General features: G+C 44.1%; 16 protein-coding genes and 2 rRNA genes. 4 read left to right on the plus strand and 14 right to left on the minus strand.

What is annotated here, in order from left to right; genetic code table 11:
• The first annotated feature begins 37 nt into the window (after window positions 1–37).
• The 4 genes from BSHG_RS02395 (at window position 38) to BSHG_RS02380 (ending at window position 6367) form a co-directional block, all read left to right on the plus strand.
• Window positions 38–1876, plus strand: coding sequence for an LTA synthase family protein (locus BSHG_RS02395; protein WP_008661313.1), 1839 nt, complete (start codon window positions 38–40; stop codon window positions 1874–1876).
• A gap of 24 nt (window positions 1877–1900) precedes the next feature.
• Complete coding sequence (locus BSHG_RS02390) at window positions 1901–2566, plus strand: phosphatase PAP2 family protein (RefSeq protein WP_005789818.1); 666 nt, start codon at window positions 1901–1903, stop codon at window positions 2564–2566.
• A gap of 596 nt (window positions 2567–3162) precedes the next feature.
• Window positions 3163–5301, plus strand: coding sequence for a TonB-dependent receptor (locus BSHG_RS02385; RefSeq protein WP_005799032.1), 2139 nt, complete (start codon window positions 3163–3165; stop codon window positions 5299–5301).
• Window positions 5302–5350: 49 nt separating this feature from the next.
• Entirely contained in the window at window positions 5351–6367 is a 1017-nt protein-coding gene (locus BSHG_RS02380) for a hypothetical protein (protein ID WP_008769531.1), read from the plus strand.
• A gap of 221 nt (window positions 6368–6588) precedes the next feature.
• On the opposite strand, the gene BSHG_RS02375 is transcribed toward BSHG_RS02380, so the two are convergent.
• The 14 genes from BSHG_RS02375 to BSHG_RS02310 all read right to left on the minus strand — a co-directional run bounded on the left by BSHG_RS02375 (window position 6589) and on the right by BSHG_RS02310 (window position 26555).
• Entirely contained in the window at window positions 6589–8208 is a 1620-nt protein-coding gene (locus tag BSHG_RS02375) for a RagB/SusD family nutrient uptake outer membrane protein (RefSeq protein WP_008661315.1), read from the minus strand.
• A 12-nt stretch (window positions 8209–8220) separates the two neighbouring features.
• Entirely contained in the window at window positions 8221–11400 is a 3180-nt protein-coding gene (locus tag BSHG_RS02370; protein WP_005789829.1) for a SusC/RagA family TonB-linked outer membrane protein, read from the minus strand.
• A gap of 872 nt (window positions 11401–12272) precedes the next feature.
• Window positions 12273–13283, minus strand: coding sequence for an NAD-dependent epimerase/dehydratase family protein (locus BSHG_RS02365; protein ID WP_005799038.1), 1011 nt, complete (start codon window positions 13281–13283; stop codon window positions 12273–12275).
• Window positions 13284–13296: 13 nt separating this feature from the next.
• Window positions 13297–14850: an ArnT family glycosyltransferase gene (locus tag BSHG_RS02360; protein ID WP_005789833.1), complete on the minus strand. Its 1554-nt coding sequence runs from the start codon at window positions 14848–14850 to the stop codon at window positions 13297–13299.
• Window positions 14840–15487, minus strand: coding sequence for a lipid-A-disaccharide synthase N-terminal domain-containing protein (locus tag BSHG_RS02355; RefSeq protein ID WP_005789836.1), 648 nt, complete (start codon window positions 15485–15487; stop codon window positions 14840–14842). Before BSHG_RS02355 ends, BSHG_RS02360 begins: the two co-directional genes overlap by 11 nt.
• A 4-nt stretch (window positions 15488–15491) precedes the next feature.
• The gene (locus tag BSHG_RS02350) at window positions 15492–16226 is read right to left on the minus strand and encodes a glycosyltransferase (protein WP_005789838.1); all 735 of its coding nucleotides are present in this window, start codon (window positions 16224–16226) and stop codon (window positions 15492–15494) included.
• A 217-nt stretch (window positions 16227–16443) separates the two neighbouring features.
• Window positions 16444–17505 (minus strand): 3-isopropylmalate dehydrogenase, encoded by a 1062-nt coding sequence (gene leuB / locus BSHG_RS02345; RefSeq protein ID WP_005789841.1) that lies wholly within the window; start codon window positions 17503–17505, stop codon window positions 16444–16446.
• Window positions 17506–17517: 12 nt separating this feature from the next.
• Entirely contained in the window at window positions 17518–19047 is a 1530-nt protein-coding gene (locus BSHG_RS02340) for an alpha-isopropylmalate synthase regulatory domain-containing protein (protein ID WP_005789843.1), read from the minus strand.
• Window positions 19026–19616 (minus strand): 3-isopropylmalate dehydratase small subunit, encoded by a 591-nt coding sequence (gene leuD, locus BSHG_RS02335; protein WP_008661317.1) that lies wholly within the window; start codon window positions 19614–19616, stop codon window positions 19026–19028. Before leuD ends, BSHG_RS02340 begins: the two co-directional genes overlap by 22 nt.
• Before the next feature lie 112 nt (window positions 19617–19728).
• Window positions 19729–21123, minus strand: coding sequence for a 3-isopropylmalate dehydratase large subunit (gene leuC / locus BSHG_RS02330; RefSeq protein WP_005799043.1), 1395 nt, complete (start codon window positions 21121–21123; stop codon window positions 19729–19731).
• Between the two features lie 47 nt (window positions 21124–21170).
• The gene (locus BSHG_RS02325) at window positions 21171–22667 is read right to left on the minus strand and encodes a 2-isopropylmalate synthase (RefSeq protein ID WP_005789851.1); all 1497 of its coding nucleotides are present in this window, start codon (window positions 22665–22667) and stop codon (window positions 21171–21173) included.
• 401 nt (window positions 22668–23068) lie between these two features.
• Complete coding sequence (locus BSHG_RS02320) at window positions 23069–23341, minus strand: hypothetical protein (RefSeq protein ID WP_005802694.1); 273 nt, start codon at window positions 23339–23341, stop codon at window positions 23069–23071.
• Between the two features lie 125 nt (window positions 23342–23466).
• Window positions 23467–23577, minus strand: a 5S ribosomal RNA gene (gene rrf / locus BSHG_RS02315).
• A 90-nt stretch (window positions 23578–23667) separates the two neighbouring features.
• Window positions 23668–26555 (minus strand): 23S ribosomal RNA (locus BSHG_RS02310).

Below are 26555 nucleotides of genomic sequence, written 5' to 3' on the forward strand. Positions count from 1 at the left end.
CCTTTGCGACCGTTCAATCTTTTTAAGTATAGAGTTTATGAAGAGAAGACTTATCCAATTCGTTACGACTTATTTTCTTTTTGTCCTCATATTCGTCCTCCAGAAACCAATTTTCATGGGTTACTACCATACCTTATATAATAAGGTGTCATGGACTGATTATTTCTCTGTAATGGGACACGGGCTTCCGTTAGATTTTTCACTTGCCGGATATCTGACTGCCATTCCCGGACTATTGCTGATCGCATCGGTCTGGATACAGCCAGCGGTTATCCGCCAGATACGCCGGGGATATTTCATGATAATCGCCATTCTGCTTTCCTGCATCTTTATCGGTGACCTGGGACTGTATGAATACTGGGGATTCCGCTTGGATGCCACTCCGCTGTTCTACCTCTTCTCCTCGCCCAAAGATGCTTTGGCCAGTGTCAGCATTTGGGTCGTGATGGCAGGACTGGCCGCAATGGCTGTCTATGCGGCTTTACTTTACCTGATATTCTACCGGGTACTGATTTATCAAAAACAACCGGTAAAAATACCTTTTCACCGGTTGAGTGTATCCGGAGTATTGCTACTTGCCACCGCCCTCCTGTTCATCCCGATACGGGGAGGTTTCACGGTGTCGACCATGAACCTGAGCAAAGCCTACTTCAGCAGTAATCAGCGGTTGAACCATGCGGCTATCAATCCTTGTTTCAGCCTGATGGAGTCATTGTCACGCCAGGACAATTTCGACAAGCAATATCGATTCATGCCAGCCGAAGAGGCAGACAAACTCTTTGCCGAACTCAAAGACCAGCCGGTTGCCCCCACTGACAGCATCCCACAACTCTTCACGACCGAACGCCCGAACGTGATATTAATCATACTTGAAAGCTTTTCGTCCAAACTGATGGAAACCCTCGGAGGAGAGTCCAATGTGGCAATCAACATGGATCAGTTCGGACGTGAAGGGGTATTGTTCACTCATTTCTTTGCCAACAGCTTCCGCACCGACCGTGGACTGGCAGCCATCATCAGTGGTTATCCGGCACAACCGACTACCAGTATTATGAAGTATCCAAAGAAAACGCAACACTTGCCTTCGATCCCCAGCAGCCTGAAGAAAGCAGGATACGACCTGCAATACTATTACGGAGGTGACGCCGATTTTACCAACATGCGCTCTTACCTGATCCAGGCAGGAATAGACAACATCGTTTCGGATAAAGATTTCCCGCTTTCCGAACGTCTCAGCAAATGGGGAGCGCATGACCATGTGGTGTTCAACCGTCTGCTGGACGACTTGAAACAGCATACACCCCAAAAACCCTTTATGAAGATATTGCAGACTTCAAGCAGTCATGAACCGTTCGAAGTCCCGTTCCGACGATTGGAAAATCCCAGACTAAACGCTTTTGCCTATGCAGACAGTTGTGCCGGCGACTTTGTACGTCAGTTCAAAGAGACTCCCTTATGGAAAAATACGGTAATCGTATTGGTTCCCGATCATCTGGGAGCCTATCCGCAGGACATAGACAACCTGACCGTAGACCGCTATCGGATTCCGCTGATTTTCATAGGAGGTGCCGTAAAAGAGCCCAGACAGATAGGTACTTACGGCTCGCAGATTGACATTGCCGCCACACTGTTGGGACAACTCGGATTACCGCACGAAGAGTTTATCTTTAGTAAAAACATGCTTAATCCGAACTCACCTCACTTCGGATTCTTCACCTTTCCAAATGCTTTCGGAATGATGACACCGGAGAATGAGGTCGTATTCAACTGCGAATCGAACTCCATCGTCTCAGATGAAGGAACACATAAAGGAGAGAATTTACCCAAAGCCAAAGCATACCTGCAAAAGTTGTATGACGACTTGGCTAAACGATAACCACCCTCTTAACCCCAAAATGATATGACTAACGACATGATCCAGTTACTGGTCAACACAGACCAGAATCTACTGCTATACCTCAACGGATTTCACAATGCCTTTGGTGATTATTTCATGAGTACTTTCACCGGAAAATGGATTTGGGTACCGATGTATGCCAGTATCCTGTATGTTCTGCTAAAGAACTTCAATTGGAAAATAACACTATGCTGCCTGACTGCCATCGCACTCACCATCCTCTTTGCCGATCAAGTTTGTGCCAGCCTGATACGCCCTGCCGTAGAACGCCTGCGACCGTCCAATCCGGCAAATCCCATCTCCGACCTCGTCCACATTGTAAACAACTACCGGGGCGGACGTTACGGCTTTCCATCCTGCCATGCCTCCAATTCTTTCGGACTGGCATTCTTTCTGGTCTTCCTGTTCCGCAAACGATGGCTGAGCCTTTTCATTCTTTTATGGGCCACGCTGAATTGCTATACGCGCATTTACCTGGGAGTGCATTATCCGGGCGACCTCATAGTAGGTGCCATCATAGGATGCTGCGGAGCAGCATTCATGTGTTATTTACTGAAGAAAACAGCAAGAGGCGCTTCTTTTGGAAAAGTGAAACATACGGAAATCACGATCTACGTAGGACTACTTACAACAATAGGAATTCTGGTTTACGCTTCAATCATGGCATAATGAACCCACTTCGTCTCCCATTGTCGGAATTAGGGTACTTACCCTATTTCCGGTAACTTGTATATACGGCATAGAGTAACCGACCAGGTTCTTATCCTCCGGACAATATCTAAAAGGGATATACCTACATATAGGTATTGTACACTACCGCATAAAAACCGATATTTGCCGGACAAATGAAAAGGGTAAAACATATACAGAAGAACCGAGTTTTGGCAGCATATCTGTTGCTGCTGACTCTCATGCCATTCTTTTGGATAAAAACGCTCCATACACATGACCGGTCTGAGTGCATGTCTTCCGGTGTACAGCACAGATGCAATCCGGAGGAAGGTTGTGCAATTTGCCTTTTTACTCTCTCCCCCTTCACTGAAGCCGAAAACTTTGAATATATTTGCTTGCCGGTAAGCGTTCCGGTGGGGTATCTTCAGCAGGAAGAAAGAAGTTTCACGACTTCCCTTATCTTTCATTCCCTCCGTGCCCCTCCCTTTGTGACAGTATAACATTTCTCTCTAAACCCCATTATTTTTTGAAACTACCCGGGAAAAGATCCAAAGGAATATTTCCCGGGCATAGACTTACTATACATGTAAAATATGATATTCGAAACATATTTCAAACATGTGTACCTGTATGTTGCATGCCTGTATGCCACATCCGGCACGGGACTATACGCACAAACGCTGCACCAACATGCGGGAACACAGAGAGATACTGTTCCTGTCACATTTCCGGTACAACATCTGGAAGAAGTCGTCATCACCGCAGGGCGTCCGGGAATAACGGCAGGAGCCGTAAGTAACCGGATCTCTTCCTCCGAAATCCATCGTGCGGCAGGCAGTTCGCTTGCCACATTGCTGGAACGGATCAGTGGTGTCAGTTCTCTCAGCACAGGAACAACAGTATCCAAACCCGTCATTCATGGAATGCATGGCAACCGCATCCTGATCATCAATAACGGTGCGCGCCAGACGGGGCAACAATGGGCGACAGACCATGCCCCCGAAGTAGATATAAACGAAAGCGGTAATATTCTGGTCATAAAAGGCGCGGACGGAGTAAGGTACGGTTCGGATGCCTTGGGAGGTATTATCGTGATGGAACAGCCCCCTTTCGCTTTCGGGCAGGAACACCCCAAAGGCAGAATCGCCACATTCTACGGAAGTAACGGGCATCGCTATGCGGCAACCGGAAGCCTGGAAGGCACACTACCTTTCCTCAGAAACATCGCCTGGCGTATGCAAGGGACCTATTCAAATTCGGGAGACCGCTCTACGGCACATTATTTGCTCAACAATACCGGAACCAGAGGATTACACTTCTCTGCATCTGCGGGATATGACAGCGGGCGATTACGGATCGAAGGAATATACAGCCACTTCGGCGAACAGACGGGAGTGATGTTCGGTGCACAGATGGGAAGTGAGGACCTGCTTGCCGAACGTATCCGCTTGGGACGTCCGGTATATACAGACCCTTTTACACGGCATATCTCTTACCCCTACCAAAAAGTTGTCCACAGAACTGCCATCGGAAAAGTCAGATACAATGCAGGTGCGGCAGGTGTCTTTTACTGGCAAACTTCCTGGCAGAAAGACGACCGCCGGGAGAATCGCATCCGCCGGATGAATCATTCGGATATACCGGCCGTCGCATTGCTGCTGAGTTCTATCCAAAATACTTTCCGTTGGAAACTGGATTATGGGCCATGGCAGACCGAAATCGGGGGACAAATGATATTCACCGACAATCACAGCAAAGCAGGGACGGGAATCGTCCCCGTCATTCCCAACTACACAGAAATGCAGGCAGGCGCGTACGGCATACAGAAATACCGGTATGAAAGAACCGCCGTAGAAGCTGGAATTCGCCTGGATAGGCAAGAGACACGTGCCGGCGGATATGACTGGACCGGAAACTATTATGGGGGAAACAGAAAATTCTGTAATTTCACGTATGGCCTGGGCGGGCACTACCGACTTTCAAAATACTGGGAGCTTACATCCAACTTCGCACTGACATGGAGAGCCCCGCATGTGCACGAGCTGTACAGCAACGGAAATGAATTAGGATCAGGCATGTTTGTCCGGGGAGACGCCTCCATGAATGCCGAACGAAGCCACAAGTGGATAACCTCGGTCAGCTACCGGGACAAAGTGTTCCATATCCGTCTGGACAGCTATCTGCAATGGATAAAGGGGTATATTTATGATGAACCGCTGAAAGAGAACATCACTGTCATTTCAGGCACTTATCCGGTATTCCGGTACCGGCAGACACCCGCCTTTTTCAGAGGAGCGGATTTTGACTTCCGCTTTATGCCTGCCGCCTCCTGGGAGTATCATCTGATCGCCTCCTTTATCCGGGCAAACGAACAAGGAACCGGGAATTACCTCCCTTATATTCCTTCTTTCCACCTCAGTCATGAACTGGCATGGACGCACCAAACAAAGTCACACATCCTGTTTCGCCTGACTGCCCGCCACAAATTTGTAGCGAAACAAAACCGTTTTAATCCGGCAACCGACCTTATTCCATATACCCCTCCCGCCTATCATCTTTTCGGAGCGGAAGCCAGTATGGAGTGTCCCGTAAAATACGGAAACAAACTAACACTGACTGTGACAGCAGACAACCTCCTCAACAGGGAATATAAGGAATATACCAACCGCTCACGCTACTATGCCCATGATATGGGACGTGACATACGTTGCACACTGAACTGGAACTTCTGACTATGATTTTTATTCATTGTATAATATCAACAAACCAATTGAAAGAAAAATGAAAACAATTACATCTAAAACCATCTTAATGCTCCTGACGGGGGCCTTTCTTGTCTTATTGTTTAATAGTTGCACCAAAGATCCGGTGATTCCCGAAGACGAAACAAAAAACAAGTTGCATGAAGACCCGGCCAAAGTAACGGTCCGACTGGTAGAATGCCACCTGCATGCCGACTGGAACGAGATACAGACCAACGGTGGTCCGCATCAGAATCCCGAATCTCCTGCCCGACATATAAAAAGAATACAGGACATTACCTATGAACTGAAGGCCGGACAAGGCTGGACACTGGCAGAAGGTAGCCAGAAGAAGTTCTATGTACAGAAAAACGGGGAATATAAAAATCAAGGACGCTTTACGCCTGCTCCCGTTTATCTGATGTTTATCTATTACTACAATGCCAAAGGCGAACTGATGAATAACCAGTTTGTGGAAAACGGGCAAGAGAACATACACCAGCACTTCTTCACACCGGAAAATATAAAGCCAACCTTCGACGGACAGATAGAAGCTGACGACAACGATCCACAGAAGCTGATAGACTATCTTTATGTAGACACTACCCCCTGGGATAAGACCTATCACAGCGGAGAGGCCGAAATCACGGGACGGGACAATCCGGTAGGGTTAAAAGGAATTATCCGTTTCTTGAAAGACCGCAAAGAGTTCGATCTAAAAGTCCGGCTGTATCACGGTTACGAATCCAAAAAAAATCCGCAGACCGGTACTTTCGATCCTTTCTACAAACCTTCTGGGGTATTGATACAACGGGGAACATGGGATATTAACCTGAATCTGCCGGTCGTTGTATTCTGGAGTCGGGAAGAATTTATCGATATAGATGAAGAAGCAAACTTAGAGAAAGTGGGCGAAGACAGTCTCGACGAGGGCAGCAACCGTACCGTACACTCCATCATGGAAACTTTCAACCTGACTTGGAAAGAAGCTCTGGAAGAATTCATAACCTATACCTATAAGGCCGGAGATGCCGAAGGAGGAGCTATCTGGCTGTAATCTCGTCCCAATAGAAACTACACATTGGTACGACTGATTCAGAATATCGCAAGTGATGTCCTGAGGCAACTCTACCGGACTATGAAGTGAAACCTAATCGGTTATAAAAAGCCGACGGCAACGTATTTCTTCTTTATGAAGAATGATACGTTCCGTCGGCTTATTATCTTTATTATCAACGGTGAGTTTAGTTACAAATCATATCTTCGGTGTACAGATTGTCATTCATACGCCGGGTCCTGTTTCAATACACCGCCCGCTTTATCTATTTCGGACTGTGGAATCGGGAAAAATTCAAATGCAGGTTTATACACCTTGATGTATCCCGGATAAGCAGGATCTTCTACCCCGTTCACCCGTTTATCCATCAACTTCCATCGTTTCAACTGGAAGTAACGCAGCCCTTCAAAACAAGTTTCAATACGCCATTCGTTCCGGATACGTTCACGAAGATCGTCTTGTGAGATACCGGCTTCGATGGCCGGTTGTCCCGAACGTGTCCTTACTTCATTAATAGCATTCAAGGCTGTTGTGGTAGCTCCGTGTGCTTCGTTTTCGGCTTCGGCTATCATCAACAATACATGAGCGTAACGCAGTACAACGATATCTGCATCCGAAACAGTACTGTATCCGGGTGTCACATCCGTAGGTTGGACATATTTGAGAGCGCTGAAACCGGTAGGCCCTTTATTATTTGATTCGTTCACCTGAACCTCTTCGTCTTTAAACCCGTCATCGACAAAATTGGCCATCATAGAATGGTTGACAGACTCGTACAGACGACGGTCTCTGTTCATAAACATTTTAGCACGTTCCGCTTTCTTCAGGGCATCGTCATTACCATATAAAATACTTTCGTCAGGACGTACCGTCAAAAGAGATTCTCCCCATGGCTTTCCATCCGTACATTCAAATGCGTCCACCATATTGCGGGTGGGGTCCAGAACCGCCCAGGCGCCATAATACAAATCCATAGAATGAGTCAGGTTCGGACGCAGGAAGCGAACGGAAAACATGATCTCCGGTGATGCCAATTGCTTTTCGGAGATAAAATTGTCACGCACACGCGCAGCCAAACTATAACCTTTGATACTCTGCAACAGAGTCAGTACTTCTTCCATCTTGGAAGAAATAGCCTTTCCATTGCTATCGTAAGCATCGAATAGCAGGATTCTCGCTTTCAGAGCCTTGACAGCCGAAACAGTGAACCGACCGGAAGTTTGTGAATCGGAATACAACTTATCGGGCAATTCACTGATGGCTTCGTCATAGTCGGTCATTACACGATTCAACACTTCTGCGCGGGTAGCCTTAGGTTGATACATCGTATTCAGATCGAGAGACTGAGTCACTACAGGCACCTCTTTATAACACTGATACAACCATGAATAAAAATAGCCGCGCAATGCTTTACACTGTGCAAGCATAAACTTTTTTTCATCCGCACTGATATCCGATCCGGTATACTGATCGAGTTGTTCCATCAAGATATGTACACGGGCAATGCCTTTATAGCAATTGCCGTAAATATCGGTAACGAACCCACCTTGATTGGGAGTAAGATCTCCCTGGGCAATCGTCTTGGCCCAACCATACGTACCTTCGCTATGTTGTACGATCGCATTATCCGTCAATCCGTCCAGACAAGGCATAATCTGAGAAAATACGCCGGAGTACATGACCGAATAAGTTCCGGCCAAAGCCGATTCAAAGTCACTCTTTTTCTGCCAGAATACGCTTTGCGAAGGGCTTGACGGAGGATCTTTCTGAAGAAAGTCTTCACACGAGGTGGCACCGAAAAGTAATGTGGCAGCTAACAATATATGAATATTCTTTTTCATTGCATGTCCTAATTAAAATTCAACATTTAAACCAAACGAATAGATTCTGTTTTGTGGATAGATGGCATCTCTTCCATCCCCGTTACGTTCAGGGTCGAGTCCTTTGTACGGAGTCAGAGTCAACAGATTATCACCGGAGAAGTAGATACGCACTTTAGAGATATTCGCCTTTTCGGTCCATACCCGAGGCAGCGTATAGCCCAAAGTCAGATTCTTCAGGCGGAAGAAAGAGGCATCCTTCAAGTAATAGCTATTGGGACGTGTGTTCTTGCCTCCACCCATATCCTGCCAATAGAGTTTAGGATGTTTAGCACCATAAGGATTCTCTTCTGTCCACATGTGTTTAATGTAGTCCTTGTTGGGAGATGATCCTTGCATAAAGGGCTGTACTCCCCAGTCAGTAGTATAATATTTTTTATCAGCTACTCCTTGACCGATCAGCGACAGGTCAAAACCTTTCCATGTCGCACTGGCATTGATACCATATTCGAAACCCGGAAAACGTCCTGAGAAAGTACGGCGGTCATAGTTATCAATCACTCCGTCCGGTTTTCCATCAGGTCCACTGATATCTTTGTACTTCAGATCACCCGGCTGTGTGTTATCATTAAATTGCTTTGGTGATGCATTGATCTCAGCCTGATCTGCAAATACACCGATACACTCCAACATATAATACTCATCATAAGGTAATCCCTCACGTTTGATGCTGTAACTTCCGATTTCTTCTGCACCAAATTCAGTCAGCTTGTTGCGCGAACGGTCAAAATAAACCCCTGCATTGTAGCGGAATCCCCTGAATGTACCTCCCTTCACCATATTGGCATAGTTTAAGGCAACCTCTATACCTTTATTCTCCACCGAACCATTATTCACCGTCGGAGCAGAAAGTCCGAGTAAACTCGACACTTGTGAAGAACGCAATATGTCATCAGTAGTCTTTTTATACCAATCGAAAGTTACGCTCAAGCCATCGAACACCTGCAGGTCGAAACCGATATCGGTAATAGTAGTGGTCTCCCACTTAATGTTACGGTTGGCATAAGCTGTCTGCTGATATCCGATAATAACACCATCCGAAGTTTTGGTAAACGGATAGTCATCCACACCCGAAATCATAGCTTGATAGGGATAAAGTCCGATATTCTGGTTACCCAACTGTCCCCATGAACCTCTCAACTTGAAATTGTTCAGCCAATTAAGATTCAAATTTTTAATAAACTCTTCTTCTGTGGCACGCCAAGCGACTGAGAATGATGGAAATACTCCCCAACGATTTTCATCGGAGATGCGTGAAGTTCCGTCGTATCTCATATTGGCTTCAAACAGATAACGCTCTTTAAAATCGTAGTTAAAACGTCCGAACAAGGACTGAATAGCCCACTCTTCTTCACCTCCACTGTTACTCCAATCGGCTGTCCCTCCGGCATTGAGTACCGGCAAGTCAAATGCAAAGTCTTTACGATAGGCATTGAGCGTTTCATATTTCTCCGACTCTTGATTGTAACCTACCATCAAAGAGAAATTATGTGCATTATCCACTAACGACAAATCATATTTCAGATAACTATAAAGGTTGGTATAGAAACGGCGGCCATCGCCTACACTTAATCCCAATCCGCCTTTATCGAGTTCGGACGATCTCTCGCCGGTATGGTAATCGTAAGTATAAGTCGTGCTTCCTCGCCAGTCTTTACTTTTGTTAGACTGAAGGCGGGCAGCTCCTTTAGTATACCACGTCAAGCCTTTAGCCAGATTGATCTCTAACCACAGCTGAGCATTTATATCAAAATTATTATCACGCTTCATGGCGTTATCTCCGATAATGGCAGGCATGTTTTTGTTATGACTTTCGAAGGAATAAGCGGAACTTGTCCAGCGGCGAATACCTGTTCCGTCATCCGGTAACCAAGGCATATAGGTCGGTGCCTGCGAAAGCGTAGAGAGGAAAGCATCATTCTGTCCCTGGCGAGGCTGCTCTGTCTCACCATACATCAAGTTGGCATAAGTTCCCACCTTTATAAAATTAGTAATACGCGCAGTAAGGTCGATTGTTGCATTGTATTTTCTATATTTAAATCCACGCATAGTACCCGGCTGATCGACAAAATTCAAAGCTACATTGTAGGTAGTCTTCTCCGTGCTACCGGCCATCGAGAGATTATGTGTCTGCACTACAGCTGTACGGAACATATAGTCCTGCCAGTCAAAGTTAGGATATTGGGGGTCCCCGACATTATTCCGATAAAGATTAATCTGGTCTTGAGTGTATTGTTTACCGGTTCCGGAGTTCTTCCAGGCCAGATTCGCTAGCTCCATATATTCCACAGAATTGGTGACACGATCATATAACTTGGTGGGTGTGTGCAAACCTACATTTCCATGATAACTAATGTGCACCTTATCTCCTACCGCACCTTGCTTGGTAGTTACCAGGATAACCCCGTTGGCAGCTCTCGCTCCATAAATAGCAGCCGAAGCTGCATCCTTTAACACAGAAACACTCTCGATCACGCTGGGATCAAGATTTGTCATGCTACCCGGTACACCATTGATCAGGATCAAAGGATCCGACCCGGCCGAAGAGAAAGTCCCCTGGCCACGGATACGAAAAGAGGTTCCTTCCCCACCTGGCTGTCCAAGTCCCTGATTGACACGAAGTCCCGGAATCTGCCCTTGCAGCAGGATAGCAGCATTGGCAACCGGACGTTTTGAAATATCGTCACCCGTCACAGCAGACACAGATCCGGTCAGATTGACTTTCTTTTGAGTACCGAAACCCACTACAACAACTTCATCCAACTTCTGGGCATCTTCTTTAAGAACAATGTTCATTGGTTCTCTCTGGGCTTTGATACTCTGTGTTTTATAGCCAATATAGGAAATTTCCAAAATGCTCCCTTCCGGAACATCCAAAGAGAACCGGCCGTTCAGATCTGTGATGTTTCCTAAAGTAGTTCCTTTTACCAATACGGATACACCGATAAGAGGTTCGCCAGCTTCATCAGTAACTACGCCGCTGACTTTTAGATTTTGTTGTTGCATAATGGTAACCGCATCCTGTTTGAGCCCATCGGCCACGGCAAACTGAGGAGAAATACATAATAGCAGTAGACTAGCACCTGCTATTTTGAGACAATTCATTTCACGAGTCTTGATTAAACTCGGAAACAGGTTAGTTCTTTTTGTCATACATTAAATTTTTCGGTTAAACATAAAAATAAGGAATGTTCTATCCGGAAGATTTATAAAACCCGGAATTTGTTTTTAGTCGTTTTTCTAAGTCTTCATAAGCTTTCTGATTTTGATTATTAGTATTCTGTCAATATTAGAACTTTACTGAACTATGCTGATACTCCATTCCGAAAGCAATCCATTGGGGAGTAGTCCTTTCAGAACTATATCCGCAGCATAGAAAGTACATTTCGGAGCTTTTAAGGCTAACAAATAATTCACATCTATTAAGTCTTTGGCAGATGTTATGCGGCAAAGATAAGAATAAGATTTAATAAAATGCAAAATACGAATCTTTTTTTTAATAAATCTCAATGTCTTCAAGCTAATTAGTCATTTGAAGTAAATCTAAACAGCCTTCTATTTTCCTGTTTAACTGGTATAAGTTTCGTTTAATCAATATGTTATATCTCTATTAGGTAGAATTAGGGTACAAACAAGTATAAATATTGCGTACGGTACCGAAGGAAATCAATACTTTTTCCGCTTTTATCTTACCAAATTGTATGAAAGTTGTGTTTTTCCAAGTTCTGAAAGAACTTAATCAATTAACAACACACAAGAGGCCTCCATTCTGTACTACCTATTTTATACTAATTGACGTCCAATGCCTTATTTAATCAAGAAAATAAGTGCCCCACTACCCAACATCATTATCTGATATTAGTATATCATTATTTATTTGAAATATTATAAATGAATAAGCTACATTTAAAATTACTCTTGGAATGCCTTCCGGAAGAATTGCTTATAATAAAAAAACTGTTTTTGCCATCAATAATTTCCGGATAGCAAAAACAGTTTATCTTTTTTAAAGAGCTGGTATAGGATTATTTATTGAAATAGCCTACATACCAGTCATAGAATTTTTGAATCCCTTCTTCTATAGAAGTAGAGGGTTTATAGCCAAAGTCCTTTTCCAATCGGCCCGTATCGGCATAAGTACATACCACATCTCCCGGTTGCATACCCATCATCTGTTTAATGGCTGTCTTACCTGCTGTTTTTTCAATAACAGAAATGAAATCCATCAGCTCTACCGGTGCAGAATTACCAATATTATAAATATAGAAAGGAATGGGATCGGCAGAAGGATGAGCAATGATCTTCATCAGACCTGCAATGATATCATCGATATATGTAAAATCACGACGCATTTGCCCGTTATTGAATACTTTAATGGGGTCGCCATTTAATATTGCCTTCATAAACAGACAAGGAGCCATATCCGGACGCCCCCAAGGACCATATACTGTAAAGAAACGCACACCGGTAGTAGGTATACTATAAAGTTTGCTATAAGCATGCGCCATCAGTTCATTCGACTTTTTTGTTGCTGCATACAAACTCACCGGAGAGTCTGCCTTATCTGTTTCAGCATAAGGCACTTTATCATTCAGTCCATAAATGCTGCTTGAACTTGCATAAACCAAATGATTTACCGGATAATGCCGACAACATTCCAACAGATTTAAGAAACCTACAATATTCGATTCAATATATGCATAAGGATTTTCAATCGAATAGCGAACACCGGCCTGAGCAGCCAAATTCACCACAATATCAAAATGTTCGTCTTTAAACAAGTTGGTCAATCCTTCACGATCTGTCAAATCCATCTTGATAAAGCGATAGGAAGGATATTTAGCACTCGGCAACAATATGTCTTTCTCGATCGATTCTTTAGTTATACCGGTATCAGCTAAACGATCATATTTCAACTGTACATCATAATAAGAGTTGATGTTATCCAACCCCACAACTTCACAACCTTGTGCTACCAATGCTTTTACCGTATAAGAGCCAATAAAACCTGCGGCTCCTGTTACTAATGCTTTCATGATTCAATTTAGTTTAGAGTACCATTACAGAAAAACGACCTATAACGTAATGTTCTTTACCATTAACAAACTCTTCCAGTTTCTTGTTCGAACGTATTTTTTTGTTCGAAATCATCAAAATGGTATTCTGATATTTATTATCCAAGACTTCTTCTTCTGTCACTTCTTTCACTCTTTCATGCAGATACACATCCATATTTTCAGAACGACGTACATTCAGGACACAATAACCGGATACGTTTTTCTCCTTAGAAAGTTCCACTGCTTTCCGGCATAACTCGGAATAACCCAACTCACCATTAATAGCCGGTACATCCCAACCTCCCACAAAGACAGCACAAAACAATCCGAGGGCAAGCACATTAATAGTCTTGTTCAACGATTTCTTCCGATAAAGAAAATATAGAGCCGTACCACCACTGACAGTCAATATTCCACCGGCTACATAAAAAAGCTTCTGTCCCAGGAATTCAGTACCCGGCATTCGTCCCAGCACAATAAGAGCCGGCAGCCCTGCCACGAATACGACGGCAGGAAGAAGCAACGTCAACGCCAACCATTGATTCCAACGGAAATGAGATAACAAAAGTACAGCCAAATAAACAAAGAATGGAAAAGTCGGTGCCAAATAGACAGCCAGTTTACCACTGAAACAAGATAACATCAGTAACGTAGTGAGAATTATGACCATAAAGAAACGCTCCATATCAGAACGAATCAGTCGGCGACAAGCCCCGGCAATAATTATACCGACCAGAAACAGAGCCCACGGAGCTAACGAATACCAAACAGAAATAAAATAATAATAAAACGGAGCACTATGATCGAACGCATTGACAGCACGCCCCACTGTTTGACGGAATAACAAATCATGCAGATAAGTTAATCCTCCCTCTTCCCAACAAACACCACCGAACCAAATGAAACATCCGAGCAATAATACAGCGAACGTTTTCCATCCCCAATAACGTCCAAAGGTCTTCACACGTCCGGTAATCAGCAAAAAAATGAAAGTAGACACCAATGGTACCAGTATCCCCACAGGCCCTTTGGAGAAAACTGCCATAAAAATATAAAAAGGAAACAGAAACTGATTCCAGTTCTTACTGCCTTGCCCTTTCAGCATCTGATAAAAAGTACGAAGAGCAAGCACAATAAACATACACATCAACATATCCATGCGCAATACAACAGCCAACCCTAAAAAGAGTCCACAACTCATCAACATTAATTGAGCCGATAAACGGTTAGCTACAGAGACTTCACGTTCCACCCACCGGTCCATTACCAACATGATCACTAAAGCCGGAATAAAAGAGAAGAGTGAAGCAAACCACATGGCATGATTGCCTAACAACCACTTGCCCAACATCAGAATCCAGAAATACAAAGGAGGCTTGTCAGCATACTGAATACCATGATTAGTGAACGTAAAAATATCACCATTACGCAGTGCTTCGTCAACAATACTCAAGTAACGTAACTCGTTGGAGGGAGTGTAGTCACGGAAAATCAACACCGGCAGTACAGCCAGCAATAATAAAAACGGAAGAAATTTACTTTTCATAGGCAACTGATTGCTTGGAGCTTTTACGTCCAATCATCAGATTGCGAAAATAGGCAACGAATCCGACGGATTGACCCAAAATCAACACAGGATCAAGACGGAATACACCGTATGCCACAATAACCGATGAACCGACCAGGCTGATAATCCAGAAGCCGGCAGGCAGTAAAGACTCTTTATGATGGAATGAATAAGCCCATTGATATACAAAGCGGAGAGTGAAAATAATTTGCCCCATTGAACCGAAAATCAATAGCCAAAGAGGTACCTCTTCATTGCGGAAAAAACTATCGATAAAATGTTGCGCATCATGCAACATAAAAGCTGCCGCAATTACCGGTGTAATCACTAACAAGGTTTTCAGTGCTCCGTGAAGCTTATTCCAAATACCTTTCTCGTTCAGATTCCACAAATAGATATAATAGGAAATAAACTGTCCGAAGATAATAGAAAAATCATCACGCAACCATCCATAAATACACAACAAATAAGATCCGGCAATACTCAATATCCAGAATATGGAAGGAGACACTACCTTTTTTGCCCTTTCCGATAATATCCATTGAAATATGATGCGAGCTGAGAAAAAAGCCTGCGCTAAAAAACCAATTACATAGATAAAGCCGCTCCCCTTCACAAATTTACGCTATTAAGTTATTGTCACCGATACGATAGTTAATATATCTCTTTTTCATCCAACGATAGGCAAAGCAATCAAGAAAAGGAGAAACCAACCGGTTCCACAAATGATATTTGGATGTACCTGCTACACGAGGAAAATGGCGAACTGGAATTTGCTTGATTTTAGCATCTTGCAACAAGATCAATGCCGGAAGAAAACGATGCATACCCGTAAAGAACGGAATACGTTTGGCATAGGCTGTATGCAAAACCTTCAGAGGACAACCGGTATCCTGCACACCGTCATTGGTCATCATTCTTCTGAAACCATTGGCAATCTTCGATTGCAGATTCTTGAAAAAAGAATCTTTACGATTGGCGCGGATTCCCATCACCAGCTGATAATCAGCAATATCTTTCAGCAACAGATTGAAATCTTCGGGAGTAGTCTGAAGGTCGGCATCCATATACCCTACATATACCGACTCTGTATAGTCGATACCTGCTTTCATAGCAGCACTTAATCCGGAATTTTTTGCTAAATCCATATAAAAGAAATCCTTGTTACGTGCGCATACCTCCATAATACGCTGCTTACTGTTGTCACGCGAACCGTCATTCACAAACAACACACAGGCCGTACAAATAGATTTGGGTAAAAACTCTCCCAATTTCTGTTCCAAAGAGTAGATATTGTCTTCTTCGTTGTATACAGGAACAACGATAGTCAGTTGATAATTGATCGTTTTATTCATTGCCTCATTGTAAATATCCCGCAAAAGTACAAAAAATATGAAATAAAATAGGATTATTGAAACAACAATCCAAATCTAATTTATGTTTTTATAGCACAAAAAGAAAAAAAGGAACCGGATTATAACATTCATACAGAATTAGAATATAAGAAGAATGCCGGAGAAAGATAAGATTTTCTCCGGCATTGTTATCTGTTTTATAAATCTGAAAACTAAATCATGCTTTCCGGATGTAATCAACAATCCATGCCCCTACTTCTTTCGTACCAAATTTTTCACCACCTTCCACTTGAATCTCGGGTGTACGTACATTAGCATCCAAAGAAGCATCAACTGCTTTGCGGATCAACGCACCTTCAGCTTTACAATCGAAGTATTCGAACAGCATGGCCACCGAAAGAATTTGCGCTAGCGGATTAGCGATATTCAAGCCTTTTGCTTGCGGCCACGAACCGTGAATCGGCTCGAACACCGGAGTACTCTCACCTGTAGAAGCAGACGGAAGCAACCCCATAGAGCCACTGATGACAGACCCTTCATCGGTAAGAATATCACCAAAGGTATTCTCCGTCACCATCACATCAAAAAATTTAGGCTCCTGAATCATCTTCATTGCAGCATTATCCACAAACATATAATCAGTGGTCACCTCCGGATACTGCGGCGCCATTTCTTGTGCAATCTGCCTCCATAGACGACTGGAAGCAAGCACATTAGCTTTATCTACAACAGTCAAGTGCTTACGACGCTTCATAGCATATTCGAAACCGACTTTCAAGATACGTTCTATCTCAGGACGTGTATACATATTCGTGTCGTATGCTTTGTCATTATCCTGATATTTTTCACCAAAATACATACCTCCGGTCAATTCACGAATACACAGAAAATCGGCTCCTTCTACTAACTCTGCACGAAGAGGAGACTTGTGCACCAAACACTTAAATGTTTGGACAGGACGGATATTGGCAAATAAGCCGAGTTTTTTACGCATAGCCAGTAGCCCCTGCTCCGGACGCACCTTGGCAGTCGGGTCATTATCAAACTTAGGATCACCTACGGCCGAAAAAAGAACTGCATCGGCATTCTTACAAACCCGGTAAGTTTCTTCCGGAAAAGGATCGCCTACTTTATCAATGGCATCCGCACCGCAAATGGCATATTCATAGTTTACTTTATGTCCAAACTTCTCACAGACGGCACTCATTACCTCCACACCTTGTACAGAGATTTCCGGCCCGATACCGTCACCGGCTAATACAGCAATTTTAAAATCCATATTATTCAATAATTAATATTCTTCTATTATATTCAGCATTTTTATGGTAGCTTTAATAGCAGCCTCTGTCTGGTCAGCATCCAACCCACGGGTACGGAACACCTTTTCACCAAAACTCCAGGTGATAACGGTTTGCACAAAAGCATCTGTTCGCCCTCCGGGAGGGATACTTACAGCATAGTTGATCAGCATAGGGAACTTACGTCCCAAAGTCACTTTATAAATCTTACGCAGAGCACGTACAAAAGCATCATACTGTCCATCGCCGGAAGAACTTTCTTCGTAAACCTGACCGTCGATTTCGATACTCAGCGTTGCCATCGGTTTCAATCCGTGTGCTAAAGTGACAAAGTAGCTTTTCAACTTCACTTTATTACTCATGCCATCATGCTTCAGCACGTCAGAGATGATATAAGGTAAATCCTCCTGAGTAACCAACTCTTTCTTATCACCCAGTTCAATGATCCGCTCCGTAACTTTTTTCATGGACTCTTCGTCCAACTCGAGTCCCAGGCTTTCAAGATTCTTACGGATATTGGCCTTACCGGAAGTTTTCCCCAAAGCGTATTCGCGCACACGTCCGAACCGCTCGGGAAGCAAATCATTGCAATAGAGATTACTTTTATTATCTCCGTCGGCATGTACTCCGGCCACTTGCGTAAAAACATTCTCACCGACAATCGGCTTGTTGGCAGGTATCACAATACCCGAATACGATTCGACCACGCGACTTACATCATTCAGCCGACTCTCGTCTATATTGGTAATAGCGTTGAAATGATCCTTCAAAATAGCTTGTACGCTTGCTAAAGGTGCATTACCGGCTCGTTCGCCCAAACCATTGATCGTCGTATGCAGTCCTTTGACACCACTTAGCACGGCAGCAAGTACATTACTTACAGCCAGATCGTAATCATTGTGTGCATGGAAGTCAAAATGGGTATCAGGATAACGTTTCTTCATCTTCCGCATAAACTCAATCACTTGAAGCGGATTCAGTATTCCTAATGTATCGGGTAGCATGAATCGTTTAATGGTAGTCTCTTTCAATGCGTCCACAATCCGGAATACATATTCGGGAGAATCCTTCATACCGTTACTCCAGTCTTCCAAATACACGTTGACTTCAATATCGAGTTCGTTAGCATAATCTACCACGGCAAGAATGTCTTCGATATGCTTTTCCGGTGTTTTCTTTAACTGACAAGTACAATGTTTCAGCGAACCTTTACACAGCAAATTAATAACACGACATCCCGTAGCATGAATCCAATCTAGTGAAGTATGTCCGTCGACAAATCCCAGTACCTCTACTTTTTGTAGCAGATTTCTGCGGGCGGCCCAGTCACATATCATCTTTACCGCATCAAATTCTCCGTCGGACACACGTGCCGAAGCCACCTCCACACGATCTACTTTCAACTCCTCCAGCAGAAGTCGGGCAATCATTAGTTTTTCATGGGGCACAAACGATACTCCGCTGGTCTGTTCACCATCGCGGAGGGTTGTGTCCATGATTTCTATTTTGACGCCTTTTCCCATTGTTCTATTTTATCTTTATTAGTCAACAAGAAGTCTATATCGTCAAGTCCGTTCATCAGACAATGCTTCTTGTAGGCATTGATTTCAAAATGCTCACTTTTTCCGGTGGCTTTATTCGTGATAGTCTGTTCCGGTAAGTTCACTTCCACTTCCATCTTAGGATTTTTAAAGATAGAATCGAACAGTTCGGCTAAAAATTCTTCAGTTACCACAACCGGAAGAACGAAATTATTCAATTCGTTGTTTTTATGAATATCCGCAAAGAAGCTACTTACTACAACACGAAAACCGTAATCAGCGATAGCCCAGGCAGCATGTTCACGACTGGATCCTGAGCCAAAATTTTTTCCGGCTACGAGAATTTGTCCCCCATATGTGGGATCATTCAATACGAACGAGTCAATTTTATTCCCCTGTTTATCATAACACCAGTCCCGAAATAAGTTTTCTCCAAAGCCTTCCTTCGTTGTAGCTTTCAAAAAACGTGCAGGTATAATCTGGTCCGTATCTACATTCTCCAATGGGAGAGGTACACAAGTACTTGTGAGTATATTGAATTTTGCTTTCATCTTTTTATTTACAATTTAAACATTTGCGATTTAAATAACTTCGACTTATTATGCAAACGATCTTTATTCACAAACTCCTTGGCCGGTAAATCTACGATCGCTACATTGACCATTACATCAGTTCCCTCGGGTCAGCTATCACTCCCGTTATCGCAGCGGCAGCTGCCACAAGCGGACTAGCTAATAGTGTACGCGCTCCGGGTCCCTGACGTCCTTCAAAGTTACGATTACTGGTAGAAACCGAATACTTTCCGGCAGGAATCTTATCATCATTCATAGCCAAGCAAGCCGAACATCCCGGTTGACGAATAGCAAAACCGGCATCCTCCAGAATCTTATCCAATCCTTCTTCGCGTATCTGGGCATCAACCATCCAAGAGCCCGGCACTAGCCATGCTATCACATGTTCAGCTTTCTGATGTCCTTTCACAATAGAAGCAAATGCACGGAAATCTTCGATACGCCCATTCGTACAAGCACCCAGAAACACATAATCAATCTTCTTCCCCAACAATGCTTCCCCCGGCTGAAATCCCATATAATCCAAAGATTTCAGGAATGAAGCTTTGGTTGTTTCATTCATTCCATCCGTTGTAGGAATATGCTGCGTAATGCCCATACCCATACCCGGATTAGTTCCATAAGTAATCATCGGCTCAATATCCGCAGCATCAAAATGAACTTCTTTATCAAAAACCGCATCATCTTCACTCTTCAGAGTTTTCCAATACTGCACTGCCTGATCCCATTCTTCTCCCTGAGGTGCATTCTCACGGCCTTTGATATATTCGAAAGTCACTTCATCCGGTGCAATCATACCTCCACGGGCCCCCATCTCAATAGAAAGGTTGCAGAGCGTCAACCGACCTTCCATTGTAAGGCTACGGATCGCTTCACCCGCATATTCTACAAAATATCCGGTCGCACCACTCGTTGTCATTTTCGACATCATATAGAGAGCGATGTCTTTGGCTGTTACTCCCTTGCCCAACTTACCATCCACCGTGATGCGCATGGTCTTGGGACGTGACTGCAAAATACACTGAGAAGCAAGTACCATTTCGACCTCACTTGTACCGATACCAAAAGCAACCGCTCCCATCGCGCCGTGAGTGGAAGTATGTGAATCGCCGCAAACAATGGTCATCCCAGGTAAAGTAAGTCCTCGCTCCGGACCAACCACATGGATAATACCATTCCGCTTGTCCATCATTCCATAATGAGTCAAACCAAAATCAGCTGCATTCTTAGTCAGTGTATCCACCTGAGTCTTTGAAACAGGATCTTCAATGGGTTTATCCTGATCGTGAGTCGGCGTATTATGGTCTGGCATACAATATACTTTCTCCGGACGAAACACCTTAATCCCGCGTGCACGCAATCCGGCAAAAGCTTGAGGACTGGTTACTTCATGACAATATAATCTGTCGATATAGAGCTGTGTAGGGCCATCTTCCACTGTAGTCACTACGTGTGCATCCCATATTTTATCAAATAATGTATTCATCTTTTTATTTATTATTTTATGATTTACAAATTACGTTTGGAGTCACATCATTTAGTAAACTTGTTAATACAGTCGATATAAGCTTCTACCGATGCAGCGATAATATCCGTATTCGCACCAAATCCATAGTACATCTGATTATCATATTCAACCTGCATGTGTACCTTGCCCACATCGTCACTTCCTTTACTAATGGCCTGAATTGTAAATTCCTTCAGAGTCATATGACGGTCAATAATACGCTTCAGAGCCTTGATGGCGGCATCTACCGGACCATTACCACTGGCAGCCGCTTCAAATTTCTCTCCGGCAATATTCAATCCGAGGCTGGCAACAGAACGGACTCCTACTCCGCTGGTCACCTGAAGATATTCCAATTTGATGCGATGGTTACCACTTCTGTCTGCACCCGCCAATACCAGAATATCATCATCATGAATATCTTTCTTGCGGTCGGCAAGTTTCAGGAATTCTTCATATACTTTATCCAGTTTTTCCTGATCCAGTGTCACACCCAGAATGGAAAGGCGATTTTTCAAGGCAGCACGTCCGCTACGGGCAGTCAACACAATAGAATTATCATCAATACCTACATCATGCGGATCAATTATTTCATAAGTCTGCACATTCTTAAGTACTCCATCCTGATGGATACCCGAAGAATGTGCAAATGCATTGCGTCCCACAATGGCCTTATTAGCCTGTACCGGCATATTCATCAGACTCGATACCATGCGGCTGGTAGGATAAATCTTCTGAGTATTGATATTCGTCTCAATATCAATCTCGTGATGGCTCTTAATAATCATTGCTATCTCTTCAAGGGCTGTATTTCCGGCACGTTCACCGATACCGTTGATGGTAACTTCTACCTGACGGGCACCGTTCAATATACCGGCCATCGTGTTGGCAGTAGCCATTCCCAAGTCATTATGACAGTGGGTAGAAATAATCGCATTCTCGATACCTGCTACATGATCTACCAAATATTTAATTTTCGCTCCATACTCTGAAGGCAGACAATATCCCGTCGTATCCGGAATATTCACTACAGTAGCTCCTGCTTTAATAACTGCCTCGATCACACGGGCCAGATATTCATTATCCGTACGTCCGGCATCCTCCGCGTAGAATTCCACATCATCTACAAATCGACGGGCATATTTCACCGCTGCTACAGCACGTTCTATGATTTCCTCTCGAGTTGAGTTAAACTTATATTTGATATGCGAATCTGAAGTTCCGATTCCCGTATGAATACGCTTATGCTTAGCAAATTTCAAAGCATCCACAGCTACATCTATATCTTTTTGCACCGCACGTGTCAGCGCACAAATTGTAGGCCACGTCACAGCCTTTGAAATTTCAATCACAGAATTAAAGTCACCCGGACTGGAAATAGGAAAACCTGCTTCAATCACATCTACCCCCAAAACTTCCAAAGCCTTTGCCACCTGAATTTTTTCCACTGTATTCAATTGGCATCCCGGTACTTGTTCACCATCACGAAGGGTGGTATCGAAAATAAATAATCTGTCGCTCATATTCTTTTATTTTAATCTGATTATACACCATCAAAAAAGCCTTTCACACAAGGAAGTGAGAAAGGCTTTCGTATATTTTCATTATACACATTTACGCGCGACACTCACTTCCCCCGACCTTTGCCAGCAGAATAATAATACCACACAGTAGAATATGTATAAATGATTGATTCATATTAATTGTCTCTTTTAATGTTTGACGATGCAAAGGTAGAGATTATTTCTTAGCCTCCAAATAATACGTTACTTTTTTATTGATAAAAATATCATTTCATAAGAATAACACCATTATAATAACAAATATATCACAACCAAAGTCTATAGATTCACCTACAAAAAATGGGAATAAAGTACTGTCAGATACCTTATTCCCATTCAATTATACGGTCGCTACTTGCTGATTATTTCTTATCGCAAGCTTTTTTTGCACAATCTTCTTTCTGAGGGCACTCTGTTTTCTGATCGCACGCAGCTTTATCTTTGCAACAAGCTTTTGTAGAATCACAAGCAACAGAATCACTTTTACAGCAAGTAGCAGCAGATTCCGCTGCTTCTACAGCTACTGAAGTCGAGTCTGCGGCAGCATCTGAATTAGCTGTTTTGTTGCCACCACATGAAACCATTGCAAAAGAAAATGCCACCATTGCAGCAGCTAAAAAGAATTTTGTCTTCATACTTAAAATATTTGCTTTAAACGTTTATAAATACTCGATTGCAAATATAAATAAAAATAAGTAATCTACCAAAAACAAGTCATCCCCTCCGGTCTTTCGACCGAAGGGGATGAACCATCTGAAAAAAACGGCGACTACCTACTCTCCCACTGTTACGCAGTACCATCGGCGTGATCAGGCTTAACTTCTCTGTTCGGAATGGGAAGAGGTGGAACCCTGATGCTATAGTCACCTGAATAAGGCAGACATAATGTACAAAAGTAAATTCAGCGGTCTATTATATAAATAGTGAAGCTAAACGGATATATAAACCATTGAAGGCGGATAAAAGAAAGTCATCGGGCAATTAGTAACGCTCGGCTGTGATGTTACCACCTGTACACCTGCGTCCTATCAACGTTGTAGTCTACAACGACCCTGAAAGAAATCTAATCTTGTGGCTGGCTTCGTACTTAGATGCTTTCAGCACTTATCCAATCCCGACTTAGATACCCGGCAATGCACCTGGCGGCACAACCGGTAAACCAGAGGTCAGTCCAACACGGTCCTCTCGTACTAGTGTCAGAGCCACGCAAATTTCATACGCCCACGATAGATAGAGACCGAACTGTCTCACGACGTTCTGAACCCAGCTCGCGTGCCACTTTAATGGGCGAACAGCCCAACCCTTGGGACCTTCTCCAGCCCCAGGATGTGACGAGCCGACATCGAGGTGCCAAACCCCTCCGTCGATATGAGCTCTTGGGAGGGATCAGCCTGTTATCCCCGGAGTACCTTTTATCCTTTGAGCGATGTCCCTTCCATACGGAAACACCGGATCACTATGCTCTAGTTTCCTACCTGATCGACTTGTAAGTCTCCCAGTCAAGCGCCCTTATGCCATTACACTCTACCGCCGGTTACCAATCGGCGTGAGGGCACCTTTAGAAGCCTCCGTTACGCTTTTGGAGGCGACCACCCCAGTCAAACTACCCACCAAACAGTGTCCTCGCATCAGCGAGTTAGAACTCAAATAACCAAAGGGCCGTATTTCAACAGCGACTCCACAAACACTGGCGTGCCTGCTTCAAAGTCTCCGGCCTATCCTACACATCAATTACCCAAATTCAATGTTAAGCTATAGTAAAGGTTCACGGGGTCTTTTCGTCCCATCGCGGGTAATCGGCATCTTCACCGATACTACAATTTCACTGAGCTCACGGTTGAGACAGTGTCCAGATCATTACACCATTCGTGCAGGTCGGAACTTACCCGACAAGGAATTTCGCTACCTTAGGACCGTTATAGTTACGGCCGCCGTTTACTGGGGCTTCAATTCAATGCTTCTCTTGCGATGACATCTCCTCTTAACCTTCCAGCACCGGGCAGGTGTCAGGCTGTATACGTGATCTTTCAATTTTGCACAGCCCTGTGTTTTTGTTAAACAGTTGCCTGGACCTATTCTCTGCGCCCTCCCGTCACCGGGTAGGGACCCTTTATCCCGAAGTTACAGGGTCAATTTGCCTAGTTCCTTAACCGTGATTCACTCAAGCGCCTGAGTATATTCAACCCGACTACGTGTGTCCGTTTACGGTACGGGTACCTGTAAGATTAAGTTTAGCGGATTTTCTTGGGAGTATGTTTACACGCACTATTACCGTTTTCCGAGGAAATTGGTATACTGTCAGGTTCGACTCTTATCCCGGATTTGCCTGGGATAATCAACATCTACACCCTTTAACGGACTATTCCGTCAGTCCGCGGCGTTGTCACTCCTCCGTCTCCACATCACTCCTACAGGTAGTACAGGAATATTAACCTGTTCTGCCATCGGCCTCACCGTTCGGCTGAGCCTTAGGACCCGACTAACCCTGATCCGATTAGCGTTGATCAGGAAACCTTAGTCTTGCGGCGAGGGGGTTTCTCACCCCCTTTATCGTTACTTATACCTACATTTGCTTTTCCACACGCTCCAGTAAAGCTCACGCTTCGCCTTCAACGCAGAGTGGAATGCTCCCCTACCGATCCATTAGGATCCCATAGCTTCGGTAAAACACTTAATGCCCGATTATTATCCACGCCAAACTCCTCGACTAGTGAGCTGTTACGCACTCTTTAAATGAATGGCTGCTTCCAAGCCAACATCCTAGCTGTCTTAGCAATCTGACTTCGTTAGTTCAACTTAGTGTTTATTTGGGGACCTTAGCTGATGGTCTGGATTCTTCTCCTTTAGGACATGGACCTTAGCACCCATGCCCTCACTCCTGAGATAGAACTAATGCGCATTCGGAGTTTATCAAGACTTGATAGGCGGTGAAGCCCTCGCATCTTATCAGTCGCTCTACCTCACATTAGTAACTCTCAAGGCTGCACCTAAATGCATTTCGGGGAGTACGAGCTATCTCCAAGTTTGATTAGCCTTTCACCCCCACCCTCAGGTCATCCGGAAGCTTTTCAACGCTTATCGGTTCGGTCCTCCAGTTAGTGTTACCTAACCTTCAACCTGCCCAAGGGTAGATCACTTGGTTTCGCGTCTACTCCTTCCGACTATCCGCCCTGTTCAGACTCGCTTTCGCTTCGGATCCACATCTCAAGATGCTTAACCTTGCCGGAAAAAGTAACTCGTAGGTTCATTATGCAAAAGGCACGCCGTCACAGCTAAAGCTGCTCCGACCGCTTGTAGGCGCATGGTTTCAGGGACTATTTCACTCTTCTATTCGAAGTGCTTTTCACCTTTCCTTCACAGTACTGGTTCGCTATCGGTCTCTCGGGAGTATTTAGCCTTACCGGATGGTCCCGGCTGATTCACGCAGAATTCCTCGTGCTCCGCGCTACTCAGGATACCACTACGCTTCGGTTACCTTAGAATACCGGGCTATCACCGTCTATGGCACGACTTTCCAGTCGTTTCTTCTCAATAACTGTCTTGCGAGAGCGTGGTCCTACAACCCCACACATGCCGTAACATGGGTGGTTTGGGCTAATCCCCGTTCGCTCGCCACTACTAGGGGAATCATTATTTATTTTCTTTTCCTGCAGGTACTAAGATGTTTCAGTTCCCTGCGTTAGCCTCCAACCAAGTTGGATGACATTCCTTCAGAATGCCGGGTTGTCCCATTCGGAAATCTTCGGATCAAAGGTCATTTGCACCTACCCGAAGCTTATCGCAGCTTATCACGTCCTTCATCGCCTCCGAGAGCCAAGGCATCCGCCATGCGCCCTTATTTACTTTCTT

It is taken from the genome of Bacteroides sp. 3_2_5 (assembly GCF_000159855.2).
Classification (GTDB): domain Bacteria; phylum Bacteroidota; class Bacteroidia; order Bacteroidales; family Bacteroidaceae; genus Bacteroides; species Bacteroides fragilis.